The sequence below is a fragment of the Candidimonas nitroreducens genome (genome assembly GCF_002209565.1).
Taxonomy (GTDB): Bacteria; Pseudomonadota; Gammaproteobacteria; order Burkholderiales; family Burkholderiaceae_B; genus Candidimonas; species Candidimonas nitroreducens.
This window is the reverse complement of the sequence record NZ_NJIH01000001.1, coordinates 331267-342225: the sequence shown is the minus strand read 5'-3', so window position 1 is coordinate 342225 and position 10959 is coordinate 331267. Positions and strand designations below refer to the sequence as shown.

Here is a 10959-nt window from a genome sequence, read left to right as displayed (position 1 = left end):
TAAAAATGATAATGATTATATATTAATGTTCCCTGCTTGCTTGTCGCTCGTATTCCGTCATCGACTTCCGTCATCGACTTCCGTCATCGACTTCCGTCATCGACTTCCGTCATCGACTTCCGTCAACGGGCGCGCACGCCGGGCGCAGCTGTCGATAGCGCAATGCTATCGACAGCGCAGCTTTCTCCTGCGGCGGAATCAGCTTCTTGCCGGGCCTTCAATCGGACTCGGCCACCGGCCGTGCCGTCTCGCCCAGCACCACTTTCGCATTGTGCGGCCGGCCGTCGTCCACCAGCGGTATTGCCCGCTTCTTGCCGTGGGGCAGGGGGGCGCCGTCGAATTCGATTTGCGCCACGCCGCGGCACACCCCTTGCGGGTTCTCGATTTCGATGGTGTACAGAGAGGCTCCGTGGCGATACTGCAGGCGCAGATTGCGCCAGTCGGCGGGGATGCAGGGGTCGATCTGCAGGGTCTCGCCGCGCTTGCGCAGGCCCAGCAGCCATTCGGTGCCGGCTCGATACAGCCAGCCGGCCGAGCCCGTGTACCAGGTCCAGCCGCCGCGCCTGACGTGCGCCGGCGCGGCATAGATGTCGCCGGCCACGACGTAGGGCTCGACCTTATAGGCGTGTACGCCGGCGCGGCTTGATGCATGGTGGATGGGATTGAGCATACGGAACAGGTCGCCGGCGCGATTGCCGTCGCCCAGCAGCGTGTAGGCGATCAGGCACCAGGCGGCCGCATGGGTGTACTGGCCGCCGTTCTCGCGCACCCCGGGCAGATAGCCTTTGATGTAGCCGGGGTCGCGCTGCATTTTGTCGAATGCCGGGGCCAGCAGCAGCACCAGATCGTCGCCTTGGCGGATCAGGTATTCCTCGACCGATTGCATGGCGCGGCGCTGGCGCGAGGCTTCGGCTGCGCCCGAGATCACGCTCCAGGTCTGCGCCAGGGAGTCGATGCGGCATTCGTTGTCGGCGGAAGTGCCCAGCGGCGTGCCGTCGTCGAAGTAGGCCCGGCGGTACCAGGCGCCGTCCCAGGCTTCTTTGCGGATGGCGGCGCGCAGCTCTGTCGCATAGTGCTTCCAGCGCTGCACGGTATCGTGTTCTCCGCGCGCCGCCGCCAGCGGCGAGAAGCTCGACAAGGTAGTGTGCAGGAACCAGCCCAGCCATACGCTTTCGCCCTTGCCCTCGTGGCCGACGCGATTCATGCCGTCGTTCCAGTCACCCGTGCCCATGAGCGGCAGGCCGTGTGCACCGCGCGCCAGGCTGCATTCTATGGCGCGCACGCAGTGTTCGTACAGGCTCGCCGTCTGTGCCGAGACGGCCGGCTGGTAGTAGGCGTCGTCGTGGCCCGGCTCGACGGCCGCGCCCTCCAGGAACGGGATCTGCTCGTCCAGCACGCCGGCATCGCCCGTGGTGGCCACGTATTCCGCAACCACATAAGGCAGCCAGAGACGGTCGTCGGAAATGTGCGTGCGCACGCCGCTGCCGCCGGGCGGGTGCCACCAGTGCTGCACGTCGCCCTCGGGGAACTGGCGGGCCGCGCTGCGCAGAATGTGCGCGCGCGCCAGGTCGGGGCGGGCCAGATTCAGCGCCATGCTGTCCTGCAGCTGGTCGCGGAAACCATAGGCGCCGCTGACCTGATAGAAGGCGGCGCGAGCCCACATGCGGCAGGCCAGCACCTGGTATAGCAGCCAACCGTTGAGCATGAGGTCGGCGGCACGATCGGGCGTCTGCACCTGCACGGTACCCAGGATGCGATCCCATTGCTGCGTGATTTCACCCAGCAAGGCATCGGGATCGATGTCGCGGTAGCGCGCCGCCAGCGTCGCGGCCGACTGTCTGTCGTCGGCCTGTCCCAGCACGAACACCAGCCGCAACTGCTGCCCGGGGCGGATCTGCACGCCGGTGCGCAAGGCTGCGCAAGGATCCAGGCCCGCGCCGCTGCGCCCGCCAAGCTTGGCGCTTCGCGCCAGAGCCGCCGGCGACTCGAGATTGCCGTTGCGGCCGATGAATTCGCCGCGGTCGGCGGTCCAGGAGTCGAGTTCCGCTGTCCAGTGCACGAAGGCCGTGTGGCCGCCGAATTGCATGTTCCAGGGATTGTGCGCATACAGGGTGCCGCTGTCGGCATCCATCTCGGTAACGATGAAGGGCGCTCCCGCTGCGCGCGAGGTTCCCAGCACCCACTCGACGTAGGCGGTGGCGCTGAGTCTGCGCGTGTGTGTGGAACGGTTCTCGAGTGTCAGCACCGAGATCTTGACCGGATCCTGCCGCGCCACGAATTGCAGCAGCTCGGCCGCGATGCCGTTGGAGGTATGCGTGTAGCGGGTGTAGCCATGGCCGTGGCGGGCGATGTAGCGTGCCTGTTCCAGGCGTATGGGCAGGGCAGTGGGCGTCCAGCATGCGCCGCTGTCTTCGTCGCGCAGGTAGAAGACTTCGCCAGGCGCATCGCTGACAGGGTCGTTGGACCAGGGCGTGAGCTGATTCTCCTGGCTGTTGCCTGCCCAGGTGTAGCCCGAGCCGGATTCCGAAGCCAGGAAGCCGAAACCGGGATTGGCCACCACGTTGATCCAAGGCGCCGGGGTGCGCTGCCCTTGCCCCAGTACGACCGTGTATTCGCGCCCGTGTTCGGCAAAGCCGCCCAGGCCGTTGAAAAATTCCAGCTCGGGCAGCGCTTCGGCCGTGGCCGCATGGCTCGCCTCGGAACCGCGTCGATGCGGCAAAGCGGCTGGCGTGGGCTTGGTCGGGCGGCGCTTCAGGCGCGCCAGCTGTTCTTCCAGGCTGCCTTGCTTCTGGCCTGCCAGCACAGCGCGGGCGGCGCACTGCAGCAGGTCGATTTCGGCCAGCTCCATGCGATCCGAGCGCAGCACGAATATGCCGCCGCGGCCCGAATCCGCTGGAGCGGACTGGCTGTCCCTAACCATGGTTTCCAGGGATGTCTGCAGATCCTGGATGTACGAGGCCTTTCTTTCATTCAAGATGACCAGATCGACCGACAGACCCTTGCCGTGCCAGTATTCGTGCGCGCGCAGCATCTGGCGCACGATTTCCCGGTCTTCCTGCTCGTCCACGCGCAGCAGCACGATGGGCAGATCGCCCGAAATGCTGTAGCGCCACAAGGACGTGGCGTTCAGGGTATTGCGCTTGAGCACCTCGCTGCCCGGGCGCAGGGACGCGTCCATATAAAGCACGCGATTGGCCAGCAACTGGAACAGATGCGCCTCGTCGGCGTCGATGCCCAGATGATGCAGGCGCACCTGGCCTTCGGTCCAGGCCAGGGTCGAGATGCGCTCGAAGCTGGCGGGGTCGTGGTATTTGTCGGCGAGATTGACCAGCTCTTCGCGGCTTTGCGCCGTCATGGTGGCGAACAGCACGTGCGCCGTGGCGCCCGGCTCGACGCGCACCCGGGTGCGCAGGCTGAAAATGGGGTCGAGCACCGAGCCCACGGTATTGGAAAGAGGCCGTCCATCGAGTATGGCCACCGGCGTGCGCACGCTGCGCCCGCGGCCCAGGAAGCGGGCGCGATCGGTTTCGTAGCCTACGCTTTCCAATTGGGCGCCGCCCGCCAGTATGTGCGCGGCCCATTGTTGCGGGTCGCTCGCGCTGCGCGGCCTGCGCATGGCCACCAGGCCGCGGATATTGGGCAGATACTCGGTTTCGATGAAAAGATTGGAGAATGCCGGATGCGCCGCATCGGCGGCCATGGGGGCCAACACCACCTCGGCGTACGAGGTGAGTTCCACGTCGTGCGCCTGCTGGTCTGAATTGGTGATGGACAAGCGGCGGATCTCGGCATTGTCTTCGGGCGACACCAGCACGTCCAGAGTGGTGGACAGCGCGCCGTCCTGGCGCGAAATGCGCGCCCGGTCTTCCGAGAAGACCACCTCGTAGCGTTCGGGTTCGACGCCCACCGGCTGCTGAGTCGCCGACCAAACTGCGCCGCTGGCCGTATCGCGCAGGAACAGATAATTGCCCCAGGCATCGCAGGTGCTGTCTTCGCGCCAGCGCGTCACCGCCATGCCGTCGCACATGCTGTAGCCCGAGCCGGCCGCAGTGATCATCACGGTATAGCGGCCGTTGGACAGCAGGTGGGTCGCCGGCACCGGCTGCCTGGCGGAACGAAATCTGCGTGACACGGGCATGATGGTCTCCTTGGACAGCACGGCGACGGCCGGATCGCGGCGCGGCAGCGCCACACTGACTTCGCGCGGACGGGGCTCCTGCAGCAGCATGTCGGCGGCGCGCACGATGGCCTGGCGATGGAAGCGATGGCGCATCGCGCCATCGAACAGCACATTGCCCAGAGCCACCAGCGACATGCCTTGATGATGCGCCATGTAAGCGCGCACCGGCGCCGCGTGCTGGCCTTCCGGAACCCGCGACGGCGTGAAGTCGACGGCGTCGTAGTAGCCGTAAATGCCGCGGCCTCCGGCGGCTTCGATGCGGGCCAGGTTCTGCACCGCGGCGGCGGTCTGGTACATCGCCGCCAGCACGGTGGCGTAGGGCGCCGTGACGAGCTGCTGGCCCAGGCCGCGTTTCAGGCCCAGCCCGGGCACCCCGAAGTCGGAATACTGATAGGTCAGGGATCTGTCCCGTACATTGTAGGCCGATTCCGAGATGCCCCAGGGGATGCCGAGCTCTTTGCCGTACTCGATCTGCCGGGCAATGGCCAGGCGGCAGGTCTGGTCGAGCAGGCTGTGGCTGGGCGTGTACATGACCAGCGAGGGCATGAGATATTCGAACATGGAGCCCGACCAGGACAACAGCACGGCTCCCCAGCCCTGGCGCGTCATCGGCCGGCCCAGGCGCAGCCAATGCGTGGGCGGCACGTCGCCCTTGGCCACGGCAACGTAGCTGGCCAGCCGCGCCTCGGACGCCAGCAGATCGTAGTAGCTGTTGTCCAGCATGGCGTCCTTGACGCGATAGCCTATGGAAAACAGACGCCGGTCGGCATCGTACAGAAAGCCGAAATCCATGGCGCGGAACAGCCGCAGGCTGAGGGCGGCCAGGGCCTCGAGCCTGGCGCAGGCCGCGTCGCGCGCGCCCGTTGCGGGCTCTTGCACCGGATCCGCAGCGGCTCCCGCGCCCACATGTGCGTCCGCATCCGCTGCGTATTGTTGCTGCAACGGCTGGGATTGCTGCAGCGCCTGCTCTTGCATGGGGATGTCGCGCAAGTGGCTGGCCACATCGGAACGTATCGCCCTGGCCCAGGCCAGCGCTTCGCTCTGTTCCGAGTCGCCGCGTTCTTCCGCGTTGGTCTGGGCCAGATCCAGCAGGATCGCGGCGCGTTCGTCCAGCTCGCGCCACAGCGCCGGCCAATCCGCGACATGCGTTGTCGTGTAGGCCAGCAGCGCCCGCTCGAATTCGTCCAGGCCCTCATGCAGCTGGCTGGGGTTCACCGTCAGTGTGCGCCGGTCGTTGCGCTCCTCGGGCATGGCGCGACGCATCAGGCGCACGGAATCGGCGATGCCCTGCAGGTGCCGGGCGTCGAATACAGGCTTGCCGGCCAGCTCCGTGCAGGCGCTGGCCAGCGCCAGCAAGTGTCCGGCCAGATTGCCGCTGTCCACCGATGAAATGTATTGCGGCTCCAGGATGCTGAGGTCGCGCGTGTCGTACCAGTTATAGAAGTGCCCGCGAAAGCGCGGCAGCTGCTGCAGGGTGCCCAATGTGGCTTCGAGCCGGTCGATGGTCTCCGCCAGGCCGATCCAGCCGAAGTCGCGCGCCGTCACGATCGACAGCAGGTAAAGTCCGAAATTGGTCGGCGAGCTGCGGTGCGCGATGACGGGCTGCGGGTCTTCCTGGAAGTTGTCCGGCGGCAAGGCGTGGTCTTCGGCGCTTACGAAGGTCGAGAAGTAGCGCCAGATGCGGCGCGCCGCTTCGCGCAGCGCCGGTATCTCTTCGGGCGTGGCAGGGCGAGGTTTGGCCGATTCGGGCGGCAGGCTGATCAGGTGCGCAAAAAACGGCGACAAACCCCACAGCACCAGGAACGGCGCGGCCACGCGCAGATTCAGCGGATCGTTGCGCCATACGGCAATGGCGCCGGCTACGGCGATCAGTACCGCCGCGCGCAGCGACCAGGTGAAGTGCATCAGCGACAGGCTGGCGCGCAGCCTGGACTGGGCCGAGGTCACCCAGTCCAGCAGCAGGCGATGGCTGACCATCAGGCGAAACAGCGTACGGCCGATGGCGTCCAATGCCAGCCAGCCCTTGTGCGCCAGCAGCGTCACTGCGATGGCCACATAGGCGCAGCCTTGCAGCAGATCGTATGCAACGGCATGCAGGTGGCTGAGCGCCGATACGCCGGAGCGCGTAGGCAGCAGGCCGTGGCATACGGACAGAATGGCGGGCGCCGCCAGCACCAGCATCACGGCCGCGGCCCAGGCAGCCGGCGCGGCATGCGGCAGCAGCCAGCTTGCCAGCAGCAGCGCCACCGTCGCCGGCGCCGACAGCGAGCGCCGCAGGTTGTCCAGCATCTTCCAGCGGCCTATGGCGGGAATGGTGTCGCCGCGCAGGCCGAGTATCCAGGGCAGCAGTTGCCAGTCGCCGCGCATCCAGCGGTGGCCGCGGGCGGCCGCCACTTGGTAGTTGGAGGGAAAATCTTCAAAAAACTCGACATCCGTGACCAGGCCGCAGCGCGCGAATATGCCTTCGAACAGATCGTGGCTGAGTATGGCGTTTTCCGGAATGCGGCCGGCCAGCGCGGTTTCGAAGGCATCCACGTCGTAAATGCCCTTGCCCGTGTAGCTGCCTTCCTGGAACAGATCCTGATAGACATTGGAGACCGCAGCGGCGTATGGATCCAGGCCGCAAGGGCCCGAGAACAGCCGCTGGAATATCGAGCTTTCGCGCGTCGAGGGCAGGGTCGGGGTGACGCGCGGCTGCAGTATGCCGTAGCCTTCGGTGACGCGTTGCGTATCGGGGTCGATGCCCGGGCGGTTCAAGGGGTGCGCGGCCGCACCCACCAGCTGCCTGACCGCGCCGATGGGCAGCCGGGTATCGCTGTCCAGGGTGATGACGTAGCGCACGCCCTCGGGCACCCAGGCGGGTTTGCCGTCTCGCGTCAGAAAAGAGGTGTCCGCGGCGCCGCGCAGCAGGCGGTTGAATTCATGCAGCTTGCCGCGCTTGCGTTCCCATGACAGCCATTTGCCTTGCGCGGCGTTCCACAAGCGGCGGCGATGGTACAAGTGGAAGCGCAAGCTGCCGTCGGGCATCCGGCCGTGGCGCCGGTTCAGCTCGCCGATGAGGCGGCTGGCCGCCTCGAGCAGCGGCACGTCGCTCTCGCGAACCTCGGTATCTGCGTCGGCCCAGTCCGACAGCAGGCCGTAGTACACCTCGCCGTCCGGGTTGGCCAGGTAGTGCACTTCCAGGTGGTCTATTTGCGAGCGGATGTCTGCTTCGGAAGTCAGCAGCGTAGGCATGACCACGAAGCTGCGCAGCCGCTTCGGTATGCCGTGCCGCAGCTCCAGGCGCGCCAGATGATGCGGGGCGATCAGGCGCATGACAGCCTTGTCCACGAGCAGGGCCGCCAGATCGGAAGCCGGAAAGAAACCGAGCAGGCCGAGCAGCCAGAGCGCCGGCGCATCCGCGCCGGCCGCGGCGCTCAGGCACAGCGGCACGGCCAGCAGCAGCGCGCTGAGCAGCAGGATCAGGCCGATGTAGATGCTTGCATGCGCCGCGTAGATCTTCATGCAGCGCTGTTTCAACGAAGGCTGAAAGCCGATTTCGTGCTCGAAGCTGTCGCGGCCGCTGGAAATCAGGTAGTAGCCCGGGTCGCCGTGGCGCGGATCCTGGTGTTCGGTGCCCTCGGCCGCAGCCCTGGCCATGGCGGCCTCGGCGACTTCGAGCTCGGTAAGCGGGCTGCGTGCCGCCAGGACTTCGACCGCATGCCGGTAGCGGTCGCGGGTGATGAAGTCCATGTCGGCATAGCCTGCGCCGCGGCGCAGGCTGGCGTCGACCAGGCTGACGCTTTCGAACAGCGACTGCCAGTCGAAGGCCCACATGTCGCGCATGCCGGTGATGATGTTGCGCACCGTCATGTTGGCCGCCGCCTGGCCGGCGTGTTCGGCCTGAACCACGCCGTCCACCGTCAGATGCGAACGCGCCAGCTCGCGGCTGAGCCATTGCAGCGACACGTCCTGATAGCGCAGGCGCTGGATCAGCTGCACCGCGAAGGCCGGCTGCAGCGGCTGTGACACGCGCTCGCGCAGCACATCGTCCATGCTGCCGGTACTCGCCTGCTTGTCCAGCGCCAGCAGATCGTCGGCCAGCTCGTCGGCCTGCTGGCGTATGTGCTGCGAGCCGGCGACATACACGCAGATGCGCCGCAGGTTCTCGATCAGCACGCAGCGCAGGGCCAGGGGCAGGGCCCACAGCTCGGCTATGGTCAAGGGCTGCACCCGCTGGTAGGCCAGCATGAAGCTGCGCAGCAATGCCGCATCGAAGCGGCTGTCGGTGTGCGCCACGAAGGCCCAGGCAACACCGTAGATGCGCGGATGGCCGCGCAGCGGGCCCTCGGCCAGCCGCGGCAGCTTTCTGTACGTGGCGCTGGCCAGTTCGCGGCGGGTCTGCTTGAACTGGTCTTCGATCACGCGGAAATTGTCGAGCAGCCATTCCGCGGCGGGTGTAATAGAGCGCCGCTCGCGCGTGGCGCGGGCGATCGCATCGAAGCATTCGAACAGAACTTTTTCGTTTTCGGCCATGCGCCGCACCAGCGTACGCTTCAGGCCTGGCTTGTGTGCGATGGCCTGTGCCTTGGCCAGGCTGGCCGCATGCTGCTCCAGCCTTTCCTGGCTGAAGAGTTCGGCGCGCACGGGCGCTTCGAACGGGCCGAACCCGCCGTCCGTGTGCCGCCTCTCGAGTATGTTCACGATGCTTGAACCCAGCTTCATGCAGTTGTTGCTCCTTGTCGGCCGGCTGCCTACAGCGTATGGCGTCTGCGGCCCGCGCAAGAATGCTGGTATGCGTTGTCCGGCCGCGGCCTTGCGCCGCGCAGATGCGTGATTGCACGCCTGAGTTAGAGCCTGCTCGCATTAAAGGAGGGAAGCCCCTTTTAGTGTGAGCAGACCCCAGCCCTGGGCAAGACCGCCGCGCAGCGGGCCGGCAGCGGAACAGGCCGCGATGGGCCCGACCCGGTTCGGCGCGCGCTGACCCCAGGGCGTTACGGAAAGCTGCGCAATGTTGCGCAGAGCCGCGATACGGCGCTAACCTGTACTGTACTCTGTACTGTAGTTTCCAACAGAGCAGTCCAGGAGATGATACACGTGCGATTATCCACTGACGCAGAATTGCGATTGCTCCAACATGAAACCTTCGGTTATTTTTTGCATGAAGCGAACCCGGCCAACGGCCTGGTGCTGGACAAAACCGAACCGGGATGGCCGTGCAGCATCGCCGCCACTGGATTGGCGCTGGCGGCTTATCCGGTCGGCGTCGAGGCCGGCCTGATCGCGCGCAGCGATGCTGCACAGCGCGCCTTGACCACGCTGCGCTTCTTCCATCAAAGCCCACAGGGGCCCGAGCCCGACGCCACCGGCTACAAGGGCTTCTATTACCACTTCCTCGACATGCAGACCGGGCGCCGTGCCTGGAAGTGCGAACTGTCCACGATCGACAGCGCCTTCCTGCTGGCCGGCGGGCTGACCGCCGCGGTGTACTTCGACGCGGCCACACCCGCCGAACGCGAGATCCGCGACCTGGCGCTGCGGCTCTACGAGCGCGCCGATTGGCAGTGGGCGCAGAACGGCGGCCAGACAGTCACGCACGGCTGGCACCCTGAAAGCGGCTTCATCCAGTACCGCTGGGAAGGCTACGATGAGGCGCTGCTGATGTACGTGCTGGGCCTGGGCTCGCCCACGCATGCGCTGCCTGCCAGCAGCTACGCGGCATGGGCCTCGACTTACCAATGGAAACACAGCTACGGGCTCGACTATCTGTATGCCGGCCCTTTGTTCACGCACCAGCTCTCGCACATATGGATCGACTTTCGCGGCATCCAGGACGAATACATGCGCGGCAAGGGTATCGATTATTTTGAAAACAGCCGCCGCGCCACCCATGTGCAGCATCGCTATGCCATCGACAATCCGCACGGCTTCAAGCGCTACGGCAGGAAGTGCTGGGGCATTACCGCCAGCGACGGCCCGGGCCCCGATGTGCGCAAGATCAACGGGGTGGACTGCCAGTTCTACGACTATATTGCCCGCGGCGTGCCCGAGGGCCCCGACGACGGCACCTTGGCCCCTTGGGCGGTGGTCGCCTCGCTGCCGTTTGCGCCCGATATCGTGCTGCCGGCCATCGATTACTTCATCAATGAAGTCAAGCTCAAGGTCGGCAATCCCTATGGCTTCAAGGCCACCTTCAACCCGACGCACCCCGAGCAGATCCGCAGCCCTTATGGCTGGGTATCGCGCTGGCATTACGGCTTGAACCAGGGCCCCATCGTGCTCATGATCGAGAATTACCGCAGCGGCAAGCTGTGGGAATGGATGAAGGCCTGCCCGCATATCGTCGCAGGCCTGAAGCGCGCCGGTTTCACCGGCGGCTGGCTGTAGTGACCTACCTCGGATTCCGCGGAGTGGAGGCTTATTGATTAAAGCAAAGTAAAGTAAGTTTCGCAGCAAGTGCCGCTGCTCCAAACGAATTGCGCGTTCGCGAAACTATGGAGAAAACGCAGCTCGATTGCTCAAGCTCCCATTCTGTCAGCTTTCAGTAATTAGAGTCTTCTTAATACTCGGAAGACTCACTTTACTCACGGCTGGTCGGAGGTGAATATATATGCGAGAACGGAGTCAGTCTGTATGCTCTCGCTTTGCGGCATGCATCGGGTTTCGTTATAAGCCAATTTTATGAAATACGTTGGCCAATGCCACAATTACTTAGGCATGAACAACTTAAATGCCCACGTAAAACCCGTCGAAGAAACTTCCGATATGACCTTTCTATGGATGTGCCGGTAGGATCTTAT

Annotated in this window: 2 protein-coding genes; one reads left to right on the top strand and one right to left on the bottom strand. The window is 65.2% G+C overall.

Going from position 1 to position 10959, the window contains the following annotated elements; translation table 11 throughout:
• Positions 1-217 precede the first annotated feature (217 nt).
• On the bottom strand, positions 218-8884 hold the full coding sequence (locus tag CEY11_RS01475) for a GH36-type glycosyl hydrolase domain-containing protein (protein ID WP_088601556.1): 8667 nt from the start codon (positions 8882-8884) through the stop codon (positions 218-220).
• 363 nt (positions 8885-9247) lie between these two features.
• Between CEY11_RS01475 and CEY11_RS01470 the strand changes: the two genes are divergently transcribed.
• On the top strand, positions 9248-10546 hold the full coding sequence (locus CEY11_RS01470; protein WP_088601555.1) for a glucoamylase family protein: 1299 nt from the start codon (positions 9248-9250) through the stop codon (positions 10544-10546).
• Positions 10547-10959: the final 413 nt, after the last annotated feature.

What these genes read in the sequence shown, in the direction of transcription:
- CEY11_RS01470 (WP_088601555.1), top strand. Translation starts at nt 9,248, where the DNA reads ATGATACACGTGCGATTATCCACTGACGCAGAATTGCGATTGCTCCAA.
- CEY11_RS01475 (WP_088601556.1), bottom strand. Translation starts at nt 8,884, where the DNA reads ATGAAGCTGGGTTCAAGCATCGTGAACATACTCGAGAGGCGGCACACG.